6 protein-coding genes are annotated in these 23,056 nt (G+C 45.1%); all 6 read left to right on the top strand.

What is annotated here, in order from left to right; translation table 11 throughout:
• The 6 genes from mads5 to A3OW_RS0108385 all read left to right on the top strand — a co-directional run bounded on the left by mads5 (position 1) and on the right by A3OW_RS0108385 (position 22,926).
• Positions 1 to 1,395 carry a methylation-associated defense system restriction endonuclease subunit S MAD5 gene (gene mads5 / locus A3OW_RS0108410; RefSeq protein ID WP_026223426.1) on the top strand — a complete coding sequence of 465 codons (1,395 nt, stop codon included), beginning with the start codon at positions 1 to 3 and terminating at the stop codon, positions 1,393 to 1,395.
• Positions 1,395 to 5,537 (top strand): methylation-associated defense system protein kinase MAD6, encoded by a 4,143-nt coding sequence (gene mads6, locus A3OW_RS0108405; RefSeq protein WP_020562991.1) that lies wholly within the window; start codon positions 1,395 to 1,397, stop codon positions 5,535 to 5,537. Before mads5 ends, mads6 begins: the two co-directional genes overlap by 1 nt.
• Positions 5,534 to 7,216: a methylation-associated defense system protein MAD7 gene (gene mads7, locus A3OW_RS0108400; protein WP_020562990.1), complete on the top strand. Its 1,683-nt coding sequence runs from the start codon at positions 5,534 to 5,536 to the stop codon at positions 7,214 to 7,216. The genes mads6 and mads7 overlap by 4 nt, the downstream gene beginning before the upstream one ends.
• Positions 7,213 to 12,663 (top strand): methylation-associated defense system ATP-binding protein MAD8, encoded by a 5,451-nt coding sequence (gene mads8, locus A3OW_RS0108395; RefSeq protein ID WP_020562989.1) that lies wholly within the window; start codon positions 7,213 to 7,215, stop codon positions 12,661 to 12,663. The genes mads7 and mads8 overlap by 4 nt, the downstream gene beginning before the upstream one ends.
• Positions 12,664 to 12,764: 101 nt before the next feature.
• A complete protein-coding gene (locus A3OW_RS0108390) occupies positions 12,765 to 20,273 on the top strand; it encodes a sacsin N-terminal ATP-binding-like domain-containing protein (protein ID WP_020562988.1) in 7,509 nt (2,502 codons plus the stop codon).
• Between the two features lie 10 nt (positions 20,274 to 20,283).
• Positions 20,284 to 22,926, top strand: a complete 2,643-nt coding sequence (locus tag A3OW_RS0108385; RefSeq protein ID WP_033412279.1) for a DEAD/DEAH box helicase — start codon at positions 20,284 to 20,286, stop codon at positions 22,924 to 22,926.
• Positions 22,927 to 23,056 lie beyond the last annotated feature (130 nt).

Genomic DNA, 23,056 nt, shown 5'->3' with positions numbered 1-23,056 from the left:
ATGAGCAGAAAATTTCAGACAAAAGTTATTCCTAGTACTTGGTTAACACATAACGGTCGTCGCTTAGACTGCGGACCTTATATGTCAGGTGCAATCGAGGCTATCGAACTACTGAAAAAACTTCGAACTGAAACTTTAGAAACTATCACCGATGGAATTTTTCACGCAGGAAGGGAAGGAAGACAATATGTTGTCGATGCAGAATACGGCGTTCCATTCATGGGGAGCACAGATATACTTGCATTTGACCTATCCTCACAGCCGCTTTTATCAAAAAGGCAAGTAGAAAAGAACCCTAACTTCACCATCCGTAAGGGGTGGACTCTTATAACTCGATCTGGGACAACCGGGCGAATGGCATACGGGCGCAAAGCGATGGATGGAATGGCTTGCTCAGAACATGTCATGCGGGTTGTGCCAAATACAAATAAGGTACAACCAGGGTACCTCTACGCCTTTTTGTCATCACGGTTCGGCATTCCTATTGTGGTGTCTGGAACTTATGGCTCAATTATTCAAAGTATCGAGCCACATCAAGTTGCCAACCTACCAGTACCGAGATTAGGTCTAGTAGAGGGACATGCTCATCAGCTGGTTGAAGAGTCGGCTCAGCTACTTTCGCTAGGGCAAAACCAACTTAATGAGGCTACAAACCTTTTCTTCAGTTCTGTTGGATTGTCTGACATTACTCAAGCAGACTGGCACTCATGGGGCTCAGATCTTGGATTTAGTTCAAATGTAGATATTCGTTCACTTCGCGCACTCAATTACAATCAGAGATTTTGCCGCCTTGTGGATATGATTAAGTCTACTGATTGGAAGTCGTTAGAGCAGATATGCCTACCCGGGTCTATTAAGCGGGGCGGGCGTTATAACAGAATAGATGCTGATCCCGAACATTCTTACCACATGATTGGGCAAAAGGAGATCTTTTGGTTACGCCCTGAAGGACGGTGGATTGCAAAATCCTGTGTAGATAAAGAAGTTCTTGTTGAACCTGGGACGATTTTGATTGCCGGTGCGGGGACTTTTGGTGAATTTGAATTGTATTGCCGCAGTGAGTTGATTTGGGGCAAGGCTGCAGAAAGAGCTTACTCGGAACTTTTTTATCGCGTTATTGCAGACGAAGGAGAGATGCTTCCTGGATGCTTGTTTGCGTTTATGAGATCAGAAATTGCATTCCGGATGATAAGATCAATTTCATTTGGATCAAAGCTGCAGTATCCATTAATCAGTCTTCTTCATGAATTACCAGTTCCTTATCCTTCACGGCAGGTCCAAGATGAAATTAATCAACTTGTTATTAATGCCTATGAGTCACGCGATCGAGCTATAGAGCTTGAGGATCAAGCTCGCACTCTTGTCGAGCAAGCCATTGAGAAAGGAGGTTGGTAGTGGCCAAGGTCATACCCATCGGGCAACCCGCAAATGAAACCGAGCGTCAGGCTATTGGTTTTCTTCGGGATCATCTACCTGATGGATGGCTGATTTACCACAACTTCGAAATTCGACAGGGCGAAGAAGTATTCGAAATCGACATTGCCATTCTTGCTCCTCACGCGGTTTATTTGGTGGATGTCAAAGGGACACGGGGCAATATTGATGTCTATGGCGCCAAATGGTACCCAGAGGGACGACAAAAATTCCATTCGCCACTCGCCAAGTTGCGTAACCACGCCAAGGTGATGAACACGCTGCTTTCTGACAGTAACAAAGGACTTACCGAACTGCGCAAAGTACATGTCCAGGCTGCAGTTTTATTAACTTCCGATGATGCTCAGCTCTACGATCCTTCTGGTGTCGATAGTCCTGATGTCACGGATTACAAGCGTTGCCTCAAATTTTTTGCCGATAAAAGTAAGATTCCTAGTCACCGACTGAATGATATTCGTCAATACCACGGCCAGATCGACAAGGCCATTCAAGGTACAGCAAAACCTAAATCGGCTCCCCCAACATTCAATAACTGGCTTGTCGAAGAAAAACTCGGGGGAACTGATCGATACACAGAATACCGTGCCCGCCATTCCCTGTTAGGGAAAAGCGGTGGTTACACCCGTTTGCGTGTCTACAAAACCGATCCCTACCAGGAGGAAGCTGAACGCAAAGCTGAATTCCGACGGATTGCTAATGCATACAAAGCGGTCGCCCATATGCCGGCACACCCCAATGTTCTGGCTGTGAGGGATTTGATTGTCTCTGAAGATCACACAGAAGTCGTTCTGGTTACTGATGATGCCTCTGGATATGTACTCCGCCAACACTTGGCAAAGTCGTCATTGGCCTTGACGTTCGATCAAAAGCTTCAGGTCATCCGTGATTTTCTTGCTGCTTTGGATCATGCGCATAAACATGAAGTCATCCATCGCAATTTAACGCCTGATGCCATATTGGTTAGCAAAACTGGGCAAACACGGATCACGGATTTTGATTTTGCCAGAGTGGGCAAAGATAGAACGTCGACCATTGCTGACCAAATTATTGATGACCTTGAACCAGCTTACCAAGCGCCTGAATGTTTTCGTGATCCAACTGAAGCAAGCATTGCATCTGACCTGTACGCGGCTGGGCTGATTATCTATGAATTACTCACTGGCGAGCTGCCATTTGAGAATGTAGATCAGATGATGGAGGCAGATGGAAAGTTTCCAATGAAGCCATCGGACCACAAGCCTGATTTGCCAAAAGGAATGGACGAGTGGTTACAAAAATTCTGTGAGTTTGATCCGGAAGAACGCCATATCAGTGCAGCGCTTGCCCGCAAAACGTTGGACGATTTAATTTTGCCAGAAGCGAAAAAGGAATCTGTCACAGACAACGGTATGCCGGTCGTCCTTACCGAGATAACACCAGAAGACCTTACTGATTTACCTCCCGACTTCATTCTTGCAGATCGTTTTCGAATTCAGAAAAAACTGGGCAGCGGAGGATTTGGTGTTGCCTATAAGGTATTCGATTCTTTCAATGATGTGGTTCGGGTTATCAAATTGGTAACGAAGGATCGACGTAGCGTCTTTGAACGTTTGCGTCGTGAGTACAAGACATTAACTAATCTTCCCGACCATCCTCACGTCGTAAAAGTCGTTTGGGCTGATCGCTTAATGAACGACAAACGAACGCCTTACATCGTTTTCGAGTATCTGGAAGGCCTTGATGTTTCTGACTTGATTGATGCAGAGGCATTGTCCATAGAGGATGCCGTGCGTATCGCCTTGGAATCTGCAGAAGGGTTAAAGCATCTTCATCAACATGGCGTGTACCATCAGGATGTCAAGCCATCGAATTTGCTTTGGACTGACAAGGGTGTGCGCATAATCGATTTTAATGTCGCTGTCAGTGAGAATGATGAAATTCAAGGCGGTGGAGGAACACGCCGTTATTTGCCACCGGATTACGATTACACGGCGGAACCGGCTGCCGCTGATCGCATTGATAGAGATCTTTATGCCTTGGGAATCTCTTTTTACGAATGTTTGACCGGCAAATATCCTTTTGACGACCCGACACCACCAATCAAAGTTTTGCCCAATGATCCCAAACAGTACAAAGGGTGCGCTGATCTTAATTCATCGCTGATCAATGTGCTGATGAAAACGATATCCCCACATCGAAAGGATCGTTATGCATCGGCCGATGAATTTCTGATAGCACTGGCTGAAGTGAAACGCTATCGCTCAGTTTTAACCACAGGTGAAATTGCCGTAGGAACCAAGGTGGTTTCGAAGCTGGAATTCGAATCGGCCAAGCCCAACAGCAATCCTTTCGTTACTCATCTGCTGACGCTATATAGCCAAAGTCAAATTTCCAATGCCGGAACACGGGGGTTGGATGACATTGGCAGAGCCACCTATGTTTCTACCTACTTGGACGATAGGCTTATGCCGGCGTTGTTACAGGGTGAGTTCCGGTTGGTCATCATCAGCGGTAATGCCGGTGATGGTAAAACCGCATTCATTCAGCAGTTCGAGGCATTTGCAGAGAGCAAAGGGGCACAGTTTCAACGCGGTGCAAACGGCGCTGTATTCCCGCTTAAAGGACACACCTATCAAAGTAACTACGATGGTAGCCAGGATGAAGGTGATGAACGCAATGATGCTGTGCTGGAGAAGTTTTTCAGTCCATTTATGGGTACAAATTATGCCAGTTGGCCAAGTAATCAAACACGTTTGATTGCCATCAATGAAGGTCGGTTGGTTGATTTCTTCCTGGAACGTGAAAGCGAGTTTCCATTTCTGGGAGAACTGGTTCAGCGTGGTTTGTCAGGATTCGCACCGGAAAACGGAGTGGCTATTATCAATTTGAACCTGCGTTCAGTCATTGCCGAAACCGAGAATGATCAAAATTCGATCATGGAGCGATTGATCGATCGTATGACGCAAAGGGAATATTGGAATGCCTGCGAGAGCTGCGATCTTAAGGGGAAGTGCTATGTCTACCACAATGCGATTACCTTCCAAGATCCCGTCGCTGGGCCCAAAGTAATAGAGCGTCTGAAGATGCTTTATACCATTACCCATCTGCGCGGTCGTTTACATATCACGATGCGTGATCTGCGATCAGCCATTGCCTTCATGCTCGTTGGAACACGAGATTGCGATGGTATCCATCACTTGTACCAGAACGGTGGAGAAGATAACCAAAACCGCATCCTCAACGGATTTTATTTTAATTCCTGGCTTGGAGGCTCTGAGGGATCGAATGACCGGATGATTTCATTGCTTCGGGAAATTGACGTTGCAGAAATCAGCAACCCTGACCTGGACAGGGAACTCGGTTTCTTAAATCCAAAAACCAAAGCGATGAGTCGTTTCTCGTTTTCAGAGAGAGCCCATTACGACGACGAATTGATCGAGACGCTATTTCAGCATCTACCGCGTGATTATTCGTCCAAAAATAGAGGCCGGCTGATCAGCCAACATAGAAATTATCTGAGTCATATGCGGCGTCGGCATTTCTTCGAAAGACGCGATGGCGGCTGGAAAGAAATGCTGCCTTATGAAAGCATTGATCCCTTTTTATCCGGAATTAAAGATTCCGCAAGCAAAAGCATGATGGATGTCGCGCCTATTTTGCGAGCGATTAATCGGGGTGAAGGACTTAGTGAGCCGTCCAGACTTGGTAATCAGCTCGCGTTACGCGTTCGTCAAGTAGATAAAGGCACTATCCGCAGTTACCGTATCTTCGATGGTAGACGTTTTTCACTTATCGCTGAGCACGAAACATCATCCCATCCATTCCTGGAATATTTACCGCAAGCACTCGTTCTTTCCTATGACTCCGGCGACGGGCACCAAGCGAACCTTCGCATCAATCTTGATATTTATGAAATGCTGACACAGTTGAATAAAGGTTACCTGCCGAGTATCGAGGAACAAGAAGGCTTTTATTTGAGCTTGGCGGTATTCAAGAATGTGCTATCCGCGGCCCCTTATCAGGAAGTGCTTCTGACGGAAACAGGGTTTGAGTTTTTCCAGATACGCCGCGAAGAAAATGGTGTCCTGCACCTGGAAAAAGCAGGCAAGAAGGTTGAAGCATGAGCATAAAAGGTAGAGACAAGGAGTTCCGGACTCCCAAAACCACCTATGTTGATTTCAAGCATATCGAGATGGATCGAGTACTGACCATGCTCTTTCCCCGGTTGAAATATGATGGGTACGCCAGCCGTCGCCCACCGCGGGGAGGCGATTTAACAGTTGAAGAATTTACGGAGGATTTTATCGAGCATCCCGAGTGGTTCGCAGGGTTTGATCGTTATCCGCAGGTGGTACACCGCTGGATTGAAACAGATCTCATGGATGTAGTTAATCGAGGCAAGGCGAACCAAGCAATTGCTGCGCCGCGGCCTCTGCATGGCAATACCTATAAGTTCCGCAACGCCAAACATACGCGCGATTATGGTGCAGCGGAACAAATTTACTGGATGCTTTTTTATGCCCGCAAAGGTAAAGGACAAGCGGCGCGTGACGCCTTGAAGGCCTTCTTCTTTCCAGGAATCGATCTTGTCACCGATCGATACGATCCTAGTTCACCCGTGGACGTGGAAACCCAGGCCATACTCCGATTAGACCACCAGGTCACTCAGGATATGAAGGATTCGAAAGAGCCTTCCCGATTCCAACCGCTTTGTATTGGGCAGGCTGATATCATGGCTGATGACATACTACGTCTACTAGCCTACGAGCCTTATGTTCCACGATCGGTACTCGTCGATTATCTTAAAACGCTGATGGCGTTTCATTTGGCCATTTATCACCTCAAGCTTTTACAAATTCTGCCCAAATTAGTTAAGCAACGATCTGGTAACGATCTTTGCGGCATAAAGGCCTGCCCTATAAACCCTGGAAGCGATAATGCCTTGGAAGGATGTCCTTATCGACTGTCGTTGATCGTGGATATGGGGGACGTGAATAACCCTCACATGTCGGAGCTGGCACGAAAATCAACCGATCGCTTATATCGCCAAATTCCTGCCTTCGTGGAAGCTAATTTCATTGTGAAGAAACTCGATGAGATGGCTGAGTACCTGAGCAAAAAGACAGGGAAGATTGCCTCTCCTGCCAGTGGCGTATTTTCGGTCGGTGACTTGGTTTCTCTGTTGAATGCTGAATACGAAAATGACAGGCAAGCATATTTCAAGTTTCGTCTAGCGAGTTTGATTGAAGAATCCACGGCGGGAAATGATGATGTCGACCCAGAAATCCGGGAAGTAACAACAATGGGTCTTGGAGAATTCGAGTCGTTTATCGAAATTTTAATGGCCTATCGGGGCAAGTATCATCGCCAATACATAACAGAATGCTTAGACTCGCTTCTTCAGAAGAATAAAGAAAATGGGCTACTCGCCCAATCGCGAGCTAAAGGAAGTCCGCGACGGTTTGTGCTCGGCAGTAAATTATTGGAAGTGCTGTTGCAAGTAGCGGTTCTGACGCAGGATGGCGGTCGTTTTGTTACCCGAGAAATCCGCATTGAAGAACTGCTGGCTTTCTTGAGAAATCGCTATGGATTATATATCGATGTGCTTCCAGAGAAATACCAGGTACACAGTAGCATCTTGGACCGCAGAGCATTGAGGCTTAACGTTGAAGCTTTCAAGCGTCGCCTGCGTGAAATCGGTTTCTATGTAGATATGTCCGATGCTTATGTGACGCAGAAAATATCACCACGCTATTCGATTGGCAAAACCAATACCTCTGGTAATGATGGAGGCAAGCAATGAGCAATGCCTTTGTCAAAATATCTCAGGAGAAATTAAACACGGCCGTTGCTCGTTTGATGTGCCCAAGGATTGAAACCATTCTTTCCGAAAGGGGTGTTGGACACTGTATGCGAGTGACAGACCTTGATGACGACATTATAGAGTCAGTCTGCAAGGAACTCCGGCGGAGTCAGCCAAATGGCAATATTTTTATTCTGGGACGTCACGAACAGGAAAATCTTCCTTTCCGAGTAACGTCAACCAAGCTGGTCGAATTACGAAATCCGGACATTAATGGAGAATTACGTCAACCGCTTCTGGTCTTTATTCCCACTTCATTACGAACAAGTGCCGAGGATTCCTTTGGAATCGCCACATTTGAAGAATTGACATTCGCTGATATTTACGAGGAACTGATTAATTCGCTCCTAGCTCTTTTACCAAATGCTTTTATTGGACATGTCCGAGATCTTTTCAGCCTGCTCACCGAAGAGGAATGGCAATTTGCGGACGAAGTTGCCCGCGCAAGATATCTTTTAACGGCGCTTGAAAACGGTATTGATGGGGAGACGCTGGGCGCGAGTCTTTATGAATTGACTCTTATTCCGGATTTCAAACTTTTTGCTGAACCTGGCCTGGTGATTGGCAAGATTCGTCGCAATCTAAACTGTGTTCGGAATTTGATGGCATCGCATAAATCAATGCGTGGCCGAATATCAGATCTTGGGTTGAGCGATAAAACGCTCGAATCGCGCTTGTTCGCATATTTCGATCGGCTTGATGTGCACGAACCAGAAATATGGACTTTGCCAATTGCCACCGACAAGAGTTGGTGGAGTATTTCTTTCGATAAATGGCAATTCAAGGAAGAGCTCTCACTTGACAAGGTAATGATAAGGGTTTTGGAAACGGATCTTCCTGTTATTCAGGCGCCAGACGCCAATGATCAGCTATCTGATCTAATCGGCCAACAAGTTCTGGTGCCCAATGACCGACGTAAGATGAACATCGTCTTTGAGGTAGCCCCCCACCCTGGAAAGGTCAGTGGTCTTGAGCATTTCTCTGTGCAAATCATTTCCCAAAATGATGGTCCCGTTGGCCGATCCAAGAAAGTTAAAGCCTGGACACCCAGTCGCTTGCAATGCACAACCAGCTTGGACAAGCTCAATAAAATTGAATTTGAGGAAGGTTGGCATTTCATTAGGGTTCTGCCTTGGACATCTGACGGCGATCCTATTCCAATGGAGTCAAGCCTTGATTCTGAATCGTCTCAGCGCTCGTATGAGAGCGAGCCGTTTTATGTCTTGCCAGGTGGAAAATTGGATGAGGAGCCACCGCAAAGAGCGGTACCGATCGAACGGAGTCTCGAACACGCGCTTATTCGTTTGCAGTTCACCGCTTTGAGTGATGATCGGAATCCTGATGAGATTACCGTAACTGGTGTCACCTGGGCGGAGGGTGGCCATTCGAAAAAGCAGTCACGGCAAGAAACGCTGCATGCCAAATTTGGTCGCGATGGTACCGTCCAGATCCCGGTTTCTCGCATTCTTAAAACCATTGAGCAGCGCATATTGGCTGAACCCAAGCATCCCTCTGGGTGGCGGATGCAAATCAATATGGATATCGCTGAGCCGCTTTCAGAAGCAGGATTGACCTTTCCAACCACGACAGCTATAGCTTCATTTCTAGCGGCTCGGGAAGAGATGTTTTCTGTTATTCGGAACAAGTCTTCGGAATTGGTAATGCAGGGACTTTCGTTCCAGGATAGTGAAAAGGCTTGCTTAGCCTATGCAGAAGCCTATTTGGACGTTATTCGCAGTCTGATGCGACAAGCAGAAACAACGTCTGGGAGTGAGAGACAGCAGCATCTTCAATCGTTGCGCAACGTCCTGTCGGTGGACTCTGTGCACGTGGTGTTGACCGATTTCCGCGGAAGATTACGCGAAGCGGTTTTGGTTTCACCGACTCATCCAATTCGGGCATTATGGTTAGCCAGCTGGGTAACGCTTGGCAAAAATTGGATTGAAAAAATCAAAACGGGAGGAAAAGATCATATACCGCATGTCAGATCGGCACTTTTGGAAGGGCTTGCCCCGTCCGCGTTTCCGGTTGGGATTCCTGTCGAGGATGGCAGGACTTTTACACCGGTCGATAATCTCAATTCATTTTGGGCGCTTTATGCTCCTACCACAGAGGCAAACTCTCGTGGCTTGATGGCGGAGATTTGTTATGCGCTTGGGTTGTCAGAACCAACAGTGGCTGCGTCTGACATTTCAGGACAGGTGATTGCTGATAAGATTGAACGTTACCTCTCTCAGCACCCATACGTTCGAGAATTATCCGTCAATATCTTCAATCCAGGGGCCGGCGTAGTAATGGCTGATGCTTTGCTCTCATTGCAGCAAAAGAAAGAGCATGCTGATCTTCGCTATGACATTCGCTTATTTAGTTCAGATCCGGATTCGCCAATTCTGGGCGAATCCTTGGAATCTATGATTCGTCCCGGGATCACTGCCAATGAGGCAGCCGATGCGTTCGCGACATCGACTGGTAGCCATCTGTTTTCCAAATTGAATTTAGCCAAACATTCCCTAAAAGAATTCCATGAGAACGCCAAAGCGTTTTCAGCGCATATTAGTGTTTTGTTGGATATATTCCCTGCAGAAGAAATTTCCATCGCCCAAAAGTCTCAAGGAATCCCATCGCTTCATGGCCTGATACAAGATTTCGACACGGAATTTGTCGACGATGAGTCTGGAACCTATTGGAATAAAAGCCCGGTGATTGGGCGCTTTCTCAATAGTGAAGACCAATCGGTATGCTTCGAATTGCTTTCTACGATGAGCCGTCAGCTTTGTCATGCAATTTCCGCGGTTGCGACATCGGGATCAAATTTCAAGGCGGTTCCCGTTGTAACGCTTGGACTCGAAGTGCCTCAGCGAGAACTGATCTATGAGATACACCAAATTAGCGATTGGGTCTTTACGATTGATCGTAATATGGGCATTGAGTTCTTTGACCATGGTGGAAAAAAGAACCGGCCCGATTATTTGATTGATTTTGTGCCTGGAATGAGTTCCCAGGCTACTCATAACCTGATTATCTCTTCTAGATCGAACGAGGAACTTGAAGCCATGCTGAAGCCCGTTCTCTTGAAGCATGGGTTATCGGTAGACAGCGAGCAAGCCGTACAGATTCTGGCGAACCTTCGATCGCTTTCCGGTCAATTGGCGTTAAAACTCATTTCAGCCCCAACTCAGCAAGCAGAAGCACTTGGTTTAGCATTGGCCAGACTTTACTTGGAATATCAGGGTGCTCTGAATAATCAGATCATTGTGCCATTGGATGCGCATACCAATCTTTATCGTTCCAGCGGAGAGGCGCATGAAGTTACTGACGCTGTCAGTCTTCAGCGAACCGATCTCGCATTATTTGATCTCGATTTGGCAAAAAGAACCATCAGCTGTAACTTGGTTGAAGTGAAATGTTATTCACAGGTAGGAGACTTTGCGGCTTTCAACCAACTCAAGGAAAAGATCTCTTCACAGGTCAACCAAAGCGAGCGTATTTTGCAGCGCCATTTCGATCCGGCGCTTAAAAAACCTGATCGGCCTGACAGATTGATCAAGAGCAGAGAGCTTGCAAGGATTTTGAAATTCTATCTGGATCGGTCTTTACGCTATGGAATTTTCGACCAGACAGCCGGACAAGAAGCTCGCAGCTTTTTGGATTCGATTGAACAAGGCTACTCTCTTCAATTTCGCCGTTGTGCTTTGATTTTTGATTTTGAGAAAAATGGCTCCGAAGCACCTGATAATGAAGTCGGCATTGAATTTCATCGCATTGGTAAGAACCTGATTCATGCCTTATTGGAAAACTGCCGGAAGCCTGTTTCGGTCGACCTTGAGAAAGAACCGACTGTGTGTCTTCTCAGCGAACAACTCATTCCAAACGTGCCGAAACTTGAAACGGCAGCGTTTATCGCACCTAAACGGGACCGTTCAACAGCTTGGACTGCTGATGATTTGTTGTCGGACGAGCAAGAAAATTTAGCCGTGTCCGTCGTCGAGGATACAGCTCCAGTATCTGTCGATAAGGAAGAAGAAAAATCGGAACCAACCCATCAACCTGAAGCTACTCCAGCTATTTTCGATGCGGAAATAAATGATGAAGAACCTGTAATGGCGGTTGTTTCGGAGACGCCTTCTGATCTCAATGCGGAAATGTCTCAACACAAGGATTCAGAGCCTGCTCTTTCGGCTGAAGTTGGATACGACATTATGTTAGGCGTGAATGGCAATTCACCTCAGTATGGAGTGATTGGTGAGGTGTCCGGCAGAAAGATTGCCCTGGATTTGAATCATACCCATACGATCAGCCTGTTTGGCGTTCAAGGGGGCGGCAAAAGTTATACCTTGGGCACCGTGATCGAGATGGTTTCCATGCCACTTCCACACATCAATGTACTGCCTAGTCCACTGGCTACTGTTATTTTCCATTACAGCCCAACGCAAGATTATGCCCCCGAGTTCACCTCGATGATTAATCCAAACTCGGTAGACGAAGAAGTTAATATTCTGAGAGAACGCTACCAGGCCAATCCGGAAGCACTAAAGGATGTGCTCATACTGACTCCTGCGAACAAGGTGGATGATCGCAAAGCGGAATATCCGGAAATCGAGGTAAAGCCAATAGCATTTTCTGCCTCTGAGCTTAAAGCAGCCCATTGGAAGTTTTTAATGGGCGCCATTGGCAGTCAAAGCATGTATATGCGTCAGATCAATTTGATCATGCGCGGTCTTCGGGAAAACCTAACATTGGATGCGCTTAGAGCCGGAATTGAAAACTCAGGTCTGTCGGATCATTTGAAGGAACTGGCACAAACACGCCTTATGTTTGCAAGTGAATACATCGACGATAACCAGAGGCTTCAGGATTTAATTCGTCCAGGCCGCCTGATTATCGTGGATTTGCGTGATGAGTACATCGAAAAGGACGAGGCGCTTGGTCTATTCGTGGTGATGCTGCAGATATTCTCGGAAGCAACTTATCAGGGAAGTGCATTTAACAAACTGGTGGTTTTCGATGAAGCACACAAGTACATCGAGAATGATGATTTGGTTTCAGGACTGGTTGAAGTGGTTCGTGAGATGCGCCACAAAGGAACCAGCATCATGGTGGCATCCCAAGACCCACCATCGGTCCCCGTGTCCCTGATTGAGCTGTCTTCACAGATCATCATGCATAAATTTAACTCGCCCGCCTGGTTAAAGCATATCCAGAAAGCTAACGCCGCCCTCGGTGAGTTGACCTCGGACAAAATGAGTAATCTTGGTACCGGTGAAGCTTATGTTTGGTCGAGCAAAGCTTCTGATGATTCTTTCACCAGAGGTGCAGTCAAGATCAAATGTCGGCCACGAATTACAAGGCATGGTGGCAATACAAAGACCGCAGTTGCTAATAATTAATATGTGTTCTTGCTAGTCAGCGAATTTTAAAAGTCATGTTTCATTATTCATACGTATACAGAACATTTCAGAAAATTTAACTTTAAGTAATAGGTTATTCGATGCCAGGGTTTCGTCAGAATTTAATCTCAGAAATTGTACGAACACTTCGTGATCGGTATCACAGTGGTTTTCCTATTCTGAAGGAATTGATCCAAAACGCGGATGACGCGGGAGCATCTCAAATAGTTTTTGGGCATCATCCTGGCTTTGCTGATTCTATAGAACATCCACTGTTATCCGGTCCGGCATTATGGATTTTTAACAATGGTAATTTCAAAAAATCTGATGGGGCAGCCATAGCGTCTTTTGGAATTAATACTAAAGCTGGTGATGACACTGCAATTGGCAAGTTCGGACTTGGAATGAAAAGTGTTTTTCATTTGTGTGAGGCCTTTTTTTACTTGGCGTTTGATGGACAAGAATGCCATAAGCAGATTCTTAATCCATGGTTTTCCGATTCTCAAGAAGAAGCTTTTCACAACAGCTGGGAAAATATTAGTGATTCAGATTGGTCCAAGCTGAATAAATTCGCAGAAACCTATACAGCAAACCAGCATTCCTGGTTCTTAATGTGGATACCATTGCGTAAGGAAATCCACAAGCGTGACGATTTTGGTAACGGCATAGGGGTGATTGTTGAACGCTTTCCGGGCGAACCTGGCTCAAAAGAACTGCAATTCCTTAAAGAAGATAAGCTTGATAAGTCACTGGGAAGCATTCTGCCGCTACTGAAACACCTTACAGTTATCGAGCATGTAGGAGATGATGTATTTCCAGGGTTCAAAATTGAAATTAAAACTCAGGGTGAAGAGCGTCTAGATCATAGAACCGCTGATTTGCGCGTTTCTGGAAACGTATTTGGCAGGAATTCAGCACAGGCTGTGATAAGGTTTTCTGGGGTCCAAATTTGTCCCCATGAAGAGAACCCAATCGCGAGCCATTTTGAAAGTTTCCGTGCATTACACGCTTGGCCTAAGTCTTATCGGTTTAATGAGCAGCACCAATTTCAGCAAGTTTCTGACAAGTCAAAGGCTGAAGCTGCTGTAGTTTTGCAGTCCATAGCAAACGAGGCTGGTCATTTGACAATCGATTGGGCAGTTTTTTTGCCTGTCGAAGAAGGCGAAAATACATATCGAGCAATCATTCCTGGATCATCTAACCGCTATCAATTTATTTTGCATGGTCAATTTTTTGTCGATGCTGGGCGGCGAGGTATCAATGGTTATGCAAAGCTAAACGAAGTATGCCCTCAAGATCTAGCCAATGATATTGATGAAAGTGGATTAGCGATATTTTGGAATCAGGCGCTTGCCCAAAAATTAGTATTGCCGAGCATACTTTTGACCCTGAGCGATTTTGTCAGCTCGGCAAAAATGCCCGATGAAGAAATCTTGTTACTTACGGAGGCTATTCAAAATGCGCGCTCCGCAATCGGGCAAAGTTTTTTTCGAAAATATGGATACTACCTTTGCCAGTCTCACTCTTGGGTATGTGTGATAACAGCAACTGGCCGCAATTGGGAACTGATTCCAGTAAATTGCGATAGGCGACTGCTGCCATTACCGAAAGCCCCGATTGATGACCCACAGCGACCCTGGAAGGTATTGCCTGGGCTGGAAGGGATTGCTAATGCCATCTTTATCGACGATTCCAGGCCGCGTCTAACCATTGAAGATTCAACATGGAATGAAGCAAGCTTGGCTTGTGCGCTGAGCTTTGCCACGGATGGGGACTTGAGTAGAACCTTCGGAACTCAGACAGGACTGGAGTACCTTGCTAGCTTTCTTGAGTTAGAAACACGAAGATACGTTGGAGTTGAGTCAACCCAGGACATCTTATTTGGTTTAATCCGGAGAGCGCTTCGCGTCATACCTCTGGCTGATATTCGCAAAAACCGCGAACGCTTCCGCTCTGTTGTACAACACTTGCGCAAAGATAGACGAGTTTCGATTGGAACTACAGATTCGAATGCAGTCAAGGCGGTATCCAACAAGATATTTTCTGAACTCTTTGCCGCCGATACTAAGACCGTTTTACTTCCCAGAGATATTGATCCAACAGGTGAGTATTCATCATCAGGGGAGCCGGATAATAATGACCTGACAATATGGTTAAAGGTCATCAACCGTCTTGTTACTGATGACACTAGTGGAAATGTCGAAGGTTTTTTGGAAGCAGCGGATTATTTGCTTAAATTTCGCACCAACGATTCCGAACGTGCAGAATTGCTAAGATTGAATAAGGAGCTACACGTCATCCGGACCACATGCCCCATAAAGGAAAGGCGGGTTGCTAGCAATCTGGCGACACTTCTGTCACTCCAACAACGCGGTAACCTTTTTGTATTTTCTGGCGGAACTTCAACAAAAGAGCGGCTTGGTTTCGTTCCATTGCTGGCTAAAGCCTTACCCGATGAAGAACTGCTTGTCATTGATAGTGAGACTGGAAAGATTCTGCGTGAGTCAGGATCGGGAGTTTTATTACAAAGCTCTAACCAGGCAGATGGATTGCGTTGTGTTGGTGGAAAGTTGGGCGCGAAAGTTTTGGGGGGCGAAGCTGAGCGGCTTGCCTTGATCAAGAAGCTCCATGAGGGCGTCATAAATGAGGAGACTCGGCGCGGATTAAGATATCTATTGCATGGTTCTACCGGTCATTTCCAGGATGATAGCTCGTCACTCTGGATTGAGCCTAGAGTTAAAGGTTCACCCTGGATCAAAATTTGGAGCATGATTGATCAGGCACAATGGAATATTCTATCTACTTCTCTAGCTAACTCGATCCCGCCTGATCTATGGGAAGAAATTGGCATAAAAGCAGTCGAACCCAAGGAAGTTATCAGTAAGTTACGAGAAATCAGAGACTTTTCAGTAATTAATGGCTCTGATTTTTCCGAGCAGGAACTAGATCTTATCCTCGCATCTATTGAAGAGAGAGAACTTTGGTGCGCATTGCCTCTGCATAGAGACATCACTGGTGCATTAGGGGCCATCCAATCTAGGGCTTATTATCAGACTGAGCTTCCAATATCCCGGGATATATCATCGTATTGTCGGGTAATTGCATTATCAAGAAATGCTCAGCATGAGAAAAACCAGAAGGAATTCATCCGTCCTTTCGATGCGAACGCTATCATCGAAACCGCGCTTGCTATGGGTAAACCAGAGGCATCTTGGACTTTGATACTGGATCAGTTGGCGTCGAAGTCGCACGAAAAATTAAATACTGAGGTTTTGGACTCCCTCAAAACCGTCAAATGGCTTCCGTTACAGCACCACGGATTGGTAATCGCTCCGGAAGATGTTATTGATCTTGTTGATTTAGAGGATGAAATAGATAGGCTTGCATCACTGGCAGATTATTGTTATTGCGGTGTGAACTCCATTGATGAAAAGGTGCGTAAGCATCCAGGTTTTAACAATGCTCGCTGCCTGTTTTCAAATGCAGAAGGAGCTGCAAAACAACTTGGGCTATTGCTCGGGGAAATCCAGGATTATCACGTAGGTTGTATACGGCAAGTGGATGCAGCGGAGTTGCCAGAAATACTGCCTTTTGTCGATCAATTAGGGCTGTCAGGCTGGAGTTTTATTAAGCATGTTTGCACAATGTTTAACCAGGAAACGGTGTGTGCAGAAATACTTCCAAATATTCAAAGGCCAATTGCAATAGATAAAGTCGTTTCTGTATTGAATCGTCTCTCCAATTCTACTATAGAACATAGCATAAGGATAAACTGGTTTTTAATTTACCTGAAATTGTTGGCAACTTACCCAAGCAATGAAGCTGTTATTCATTTACATTCAATTTGTCTACCTACGCGAAGTAATTTTTGGCGAAAATCGACCGAAATTTGTGACGGCGGGATAGGCATAGACCACTCCTATTTGCTTGATCCTAAAGCCTCAAGTATCTTGGCGCATTTGATTGTTAGCGTTGAAAATAAATCAAGCCACCAACCTGAAGCACAAACCGAGACTGCTACTTTCAAGTTAATGGTTTCTGCTGCCCCCAGAATTATTGAGCATTACTTTGAAAGTTGGGAATCCTTAGTCAGGCATCCCACGGTTGGAGCTTTTATAGCAACTTTAGGTACACAATTTAGCTCTTTAGCTGAGCGATGGTTACACCCATATTCTGTGGATAATCTGTACGATTTACTTGGCTGGAAGACACCTGGAGCTCGTGATGATGGTGCTAGAGGTTGGATGCAAGGACTGACGGCCGCTGAGGCATTTGGATTGTTAACGGTTGGGGTTTGTGAAATAGAGGGCGACTCGATTGTCCTACCCAACCTGTTTGGGGATGATATTCAGGTTCTTCTTGAAAGTAATATTAATAATCTTATCGCTGGCGGTCTTTATTGGAAAGGTGGTTATTCAGTAGAGATTCGGATCCGAAAGATTCCCGACTTGAATACACGATCCTCCTCGGAGTTATCCGAAATTCTCCGCAAAACGACAGAATACTTGCTTCGACAAGCTTATGCGCAGAGCTTGCCGGATTTGCGCGCACTCTGGGAACAGCTGGAAGAAAGCGATCAACTTGAATTGTCGGTCGCAAGGGCCTTGATTCTTGACAATTTGCCGATAGTTCTACGTCAAATTGGGGCTCAAAAAAAACATCCCGCCCTTGATACGGCTCTTAAACGCTACGATAAAGCACGCCGTGCCAAAACGGAATTTGAGCAATCAGCGAAGAATAGCCTTAACAGTGATGGCAGTTTCAACAAAACTCTGCGGGAGTCTTTGGAAAAATTGGCCAGCGAATTGGTAAATAATCAGGGTGTCCAGGCAGGGGTTTTGTCCGCGGTTCGCGACAAATTGCGAGATTATCAGTATGACCCATCTGGCATTTTGTTTGAGCTATTTCAAAATGCAGACGATGCCACGGTCGAGCTGAAATTCCTGTTGGATGGCGAGGCATCAATTGAGATTGATACCGATAACAAATTTGTTGTTGATATTAATGATCGAATTATACGGGTATGCCATTGGGGCAGACCAATCAATTATTGTCCACCGGCAATCGAAGATAATCGCACTGATGAATTTCGGCGAGATTTAGAGAAAATGCTAATTTTGTCCGCCTCTGATAAGAGTTCTTCAACCGGCGTTACTGGAAAATTTGGACTCGGCTTCAAAAGTGTACTACTGGCTTCAAATACGCCGCGAATACTCAGCGGGGACCTTAAATTTGAAATCGTAGGCGGTGTTCTGCCTGAAAATTGGCAAGATTCAAGTAAAGCGGCAGTCATTTTAAAAAATTGGCAGCCTCAGAAGCGCAGGCCCGGGACATTGGCCGAAATACCTCTCAATGAAAACACTGAGCTAGAGCAGGTCACTGAGCGCTTTGCTTCAATGTCTGGACTACTTGCAATCTTTGCAAAGACAATTCGCGACATTCGAATTATTGGTTTAGCGAAGCATATTCCAAAAGGAAGCTGGCTGCCTGATACAAGGATTGGAAATTTCGAAATTGGCAAAGTCGATATTCCTTCATCCACCGGCTGGCGACAAACAAGAGTTCTAGTTTTCAGAGGGGATCAAGGAAGTGTTGTGTTTCGCGTAGGATCACGCGGCGCGGAAAAATTCGATGGAGCAGTTCCGTCCGTATGGGTAATGGCGCCCACCCGAGAGTCTGAAATTCTGGGTTTTGTTGTGAATGCTGGATTCGAGGTTGATGCCGGCCGTTCTCGATTAGCATCCAATAGCTCTTATAACCACAAGTTGGCTGAACGTTTAGGATCTGACTTGGGGCGATCCCTGGCCGAATTGTTTTCCGAATGCGGGCAAGATTGGGTTAACGTCCGTGATTATTTGCATCTGACCGTTGACCTGGCACAAACCGAGTTCTGGAATAGTTTCTGGCGTACCTTGCTGCAAAAACCTGATGCCAGTGAATCTGGGATTTCTAAACTTGCGCAATCCTTAATCTTGTCCACATTAAGATCCTTAGTGAGACAGACAAAGTCAGTCCCCAATGGCATGGAAGGACAATGGGCAAAATTTTTATCTAATGAGGTACCGTGGGTATCTTTTCCTACGAGCTGGTGGCGATCCGAAGCTGTGCTGACTGAATTAGCTAATTGGTCTGCATTTACAAAAATATATCCTTTTGCAAATTGGATTGCCGATGATTTTGCTAATTTGATAGGTGAATTTAGTCAAAATGAAACACGTAAGCTTTCTGTTAAGGCTTTGCTGAACTGTATTGAACGGAAACGGTGCGACCCACCCACGTCAATTTGTCTTCACAAGTTGACCACCGAATTGTTAAAGGATGTTTCTTGGTCAGAACAGTTCGAAGTAAGTGCTAGTTTCGCAGATTTATTATTTCTTTCGAAAGCCGGTACCTGGATGCCTGCATCTTCATTGGTATCTTCTCAGCTAACTGGTCACGATGAAAACATTATTGCTGGATTCGCTCCACTTGATCATCTACTTGATGACGACTATGAGGAAAAAGAAAGTCTAGAGTTTTTTTTAAGATGTAGGAACAGTCGATCACTCCGTTCATACGATATTGCAGAATTTATTCTCGGTGCAGATGATAACCAGACGCGACGTTCAGCTTTGATATATCTAGGACAGGGCCAAAATGCTAAGGACGTGGCTATCTTGATTCGAATGCAACTTAGTGGATCCTGGCTTGAGCATTTGGATATGTATTTGGAACTTGTCAAAGATTTGCCTAATGAAACTAGGCTTGAAATCCGTTTAAGATTGTTTCCCGAGTCTCTTGTATATACTGGTCCCTTAATCCTTCCAAATTTTGCATTGGACTCTTGCGAGAAGCTAGCAAGCATTGCCCGTTGGTGGGAGAAAATAGGCCGTCAAAATTTCTTAGAGCGATATCAGCAACAATTTTGGCCACATAATGTTTCTCGTAACTTTGAAGTTGATCCAATTGACAGACGCGCATGGATGACCCTATTTGGATTGGGTTTGATGCAGCGTTTTGGCCGTGTGAAAGATAGTCAAAATCGTGGATTCATTCAATCCCTGGACGATAAAGGCTGGTGGAGTGTCTTTTGTAACGTTAATCCAGATCATGATGGCGTTGAGAAATGGATCAATGTGCTCAAGGAATACTGTGAAAAACAAATAGATGACGAGGAATATTCTTTATGGATGGACAATTTCGCACGGCTATTTCGAATTGCTCGTTGGCTTGAAATGTATGTTCACGTCTTTCGAACCATTGATCAAAGAACTGAAAACGAGTTTGGTTCGGTATTAAACCCTAGTGCCGATTCAATATTTCAGGGGGACGATGACCTGTCTGCTCCTTCGCTTAATCGTAGTTTGAAAAAGGGGCAAAATCTTGTAATCAGAGAGCTACTAAGAATCAAAGTGCTGGATTCTTATGAAGCAAAACGCCGTGCATTCATACCATCCTTCGGCGTTCGCCAATTGTTTGTCAAACTGGGATATGCAGAACCAGAATCCAGTGAGGATATTTATCAAATTCTTGTCGATTCTGGGCTTGATGATCCAACATTTGGAGGTGATTTTGATATCCCACTCCGCATCATAGCCTATGGAGAGGTTGCTCTTGAAAACATACTTTAGGAGAAATGAAATGGCGCTGTTGTCCCCTGCAGATGAAGTATTACATTTCCGGTATGGACAAGGGCAAGTATTACTGATTTCAGACTTTACTGCTGTTATCCGTTTTAATCATGGCATTGAGGAATTACCGGTTAATGAACTGAAAAAACTCGTAACCGTAATGGGAGCCTTAAGATCAGAGAACTGGTCAGACTCTGATGCAGCATTATTGAGAGCTCAGGCTTCGGCGATTCGTTCAGTTAATGAAGCTTGGGGGGTTTTCTCCAGATCTAGAATCTCATTATTGCCGCATCAATTATGGGTCTGTCACAAGGCGCTCAGAAAATGGCCGATTCGCATGCTTATCGCTGATGATGTTGGCATGGGAAAAACGATTGAAGCAGGATTAATTCTTTGGCCGTTATTATCAAAAGGAATGGTAAAAAGGCTGTTAATTTTAACTCCGGCAAAATTAGTTGAGCAGTGGCAACAAAGACTTCGGACCATGTTTGATATTCGGCTTGCAGTCTATAGACCTGAGGTCGATACCATCCGAACCGATTTTTGGGCTACTCATCAGCAAGTTGTTGCTTCATTGCCAACTATTAGGTTGGATAGAAACCAACGACATGAACGTCTTTTGGATGCAGATCAATGGGATCTAGTTATCGTTGATGAGGCGCATCACTTAAATGTTGAAGAGGGTTCTAGCAAAACCCTCGGATATCAGTTACTAGAAAAACTTGAAGAGTTTGGGAAGATAAAATCCTGCGTTTTGTTTTCAGGTACGCCGCACCGTGGAAAAGATTATGGCTTTTGGTCACTGATGCGATTATTAGATCGTGAATCATTTGGACCTGAGAATTCTATTGGAACTCAATTGGAAAAACTCCCTGATTTCCTGCTTCGTAATGCGAAACAAAAGGTTGTTGATATGTCTGGAAAACGGCTATTTCAACCTATACAACAGTTCCCAGAAACATATCGATACACCGATGCTGAGGATGATTTTTATCAAAAGATGACCGCTTTTATTCTTTCTGGAAAAGCTTACGCATCCAGTTTAAGCAAAGCGCAAAGAGGTCAGGTAATGTTGGTTTTGATTGCGTTACAGAAACTTGCATCGAGTTCGATTGCTGCAGTTCGGATCGCACTTCAAACAAGGTTGGCAAGACTTGCGGGCGTAGTTGCAAAGTATCGCGATGAAATAGAGCAATTTGACGATCAAGATGAAAATAGTGATGAGCTTGAAAAGGCCTTGTTGAAGTGGGAAACCGAAAATAAAAAAGGTTCCCTCCAGTTAATGGAAAATGAGATTGAGCATCTTCGTGAGCTAGTAGATTTAGCTGAGCGAATCGATTCTGAAACGCGCATAGAGAGGGTTGTTCAAGTAATCCAGGAGCGTTTTGCCGGCGAACAGGTGCTACTGTTTACTGAATATAAGGCGACTCAAGCGTTAGTGATCTCTGCGCTGATGCAAGCATTTGGGCAGAATTGTGTCGGCTTTATCAATGGTGACGATTATTTGGCGGCTATTCCATTTCCTGATGGTACAGTTCAACCAGTCCATTCGAAGAGAGAAGATGTTGCCGATGCGTTTAACTCAGGAAGAATCCGTTTTCTTGTCTCGACCGAAGCGGGTGGTGAAGGAATTGACTTGCAGGAGCGTTGCCACTGTTTAATCCATGTCGATTTACCTTGGAATCCGATGAGATTGCACCAAAGAGTTGGCCGTCTAAATCGTTATGGTCAGGTGAAACCCGTACAAGTTGTTTCACTTCGTAATCCTGACACTGTTGAATCACTGGTTTGGAGCAAATTGGAAGCAAAGCTAGAAGCGATAATGCTTGCCCTCGGTAATGCTATGGACGAGCCTGAGGATTTGCTACAGCTCGTTCTTGGTATGACAGGATCAACTATATTCAACGAGATTTTCTCAGAGGCAATAGATGTACAAAAGACACGCTTATCAGAATGGTTCGATGAGAAATCAAAAACATTCGGAGGTGAATCAGCAATAGAAACGATCAAGACCCTTGTAGGACATGCACAGAGTTTTGATCTCACTGGATTGCAGAGCGTACCACCATTAGATCTACCCAACTTGCAAAGCTTTTTTCTTTCAAGTTTGGTTTATAACTCTCGGCGTCCGGAAATTCATGGTAAGGAGATATCGTTCAAAACACCGCAATTATGGATGAATCACCCTTCGATTAAATCTTCATATTCGTGTTTATATTTTGATCGATCATATCGATCAGAATCTGGCAGCGTTTGTGGTGTTGGCCATCCAATATTTGATCAGGCCATTGATCAGGCTCTTTCTTTGGAGTCCCCTCTCGCAAGGATTCAATTTCTGTCTGCACCGCTCGCTCTGTTTCTGATATTTGATAGGGTAACCGATACGGGGGTACTTATGAGGGAAACCTTAGTTGGCGTACTTTTATTCGAAGAAGGCTTTAAACTTTTGAAAGATTGGGAAGTACTTTTGACACTAGCCGAAGCTCGGGGCAAAGAGACAAAAAATGATCAGATCCATAATGATATGGATTTGACAGTACTTACAAATTTGTTCGTGGATGCTAAAAACTTTTTAGAACATCACTTACCAAGTCTTGGTCTTCCATATAAAATCCCTAGCATACGCGACCATGCGTTGTTAATGCCGTTCTAGCCTGGATTTTTTATCATAAAGATTCTGCGAAGATTCCAAGATCATTCACTTAATTAAGCGATTTTCCTCGACTCTGATATTCGTTAGATTCTTCGTCCGTACTCAGCCGGGACTAATATGCGCCAATTAT

Source organism: Methylosarcina fibrata AML-C10 (assembly GCF_000372865.1).
Classification (GTDB): Bacteria; Pseudomonadota; Gammaproteobacteria; order Methylococcales; family Methylomonadaceae; genus Methylosarcina; species Methylosarcina fibrata.
Note: the sequence above shows the minus strand (reverse complement) of the source record. Positions and strands in the feature narration are given on the sequence as shown.